At 53.3% G+C, this 523-nt stretch carries 1 protein-coding gene; it reads right to left on the bottom strand.

Annotation, left to right across the window (positions count from 1 at the left end):
• The coding region (locus J4E58_RS31790; protein ID WP_207255373.1) for a helix-turn-helix domain-containing protein at positions 1–434 on the bottom strand (434 nt) is incomplete at its 3' end.
• Positions 435–523: the final 89 nt, after the last annotated feature.

The raw sequence follows: 523 nt of genomic DNA, 5'->3' as shown, positions 1-523 counted from the left end.
TTGGGGAGGTCCGCTCTCTTCAACGGAATTGGGTAGATTGCAACACGCTGACGCAGGCGTCTTGGCGTTATCAAACCAGCCCGCTTGAGGATGTTGTAGATGCTGGTTTTAGAGGGCGGCTCCTGCCCTGGAAAACGCTCAGCCAAAGCCACCTGGATCTTCTTGGGGCCCGGTGTCGTAGGTCCTTTGGAGCGCAACTCGATGATCGAGGCTTTGATTTCAAAGGGAATGATATGTGCCTGAGCATGCCGACTGCGACTGCGCTCATCCAAGCCCTGCACACCCTCTGCGTTGTAACGGGCTACCCATTTGTAGCCCGTTTTTCGACTGATGCTGTGTGCCGCACACAGTTCGCGGAAGTTAAAGCGTCTCGACAGATAGTCGGCAATGAACATCACTTTAAGGTCCATAGGGTTCAGCTCTCGCCACGGCATGGTCAGCTCCTCGGAATCGACCCTGCCAGTTAAAAACTGTTACCTATGTGCTTGAACTTTTCTGTTACCTATGTGGGTGAGTCATACCG

Source organism: Pseudomonas sp. FW305-25 (genome assembly GCF_017351415.1).
In the GTDB taxonomy this organism is placed as follows: Bacteria; Pseudomonadota; Gammaproteobacteria; order Pseudomonadales; family Pseudomonadaceae; genus Aquipseudomonas; species Aquipseudomonas chlororaphis.
The sequence above is the reverse complement of the archived record's forward strand: the minus strand, read 5'-3'. Positions and strand labels throughout refer to the sequence as shown.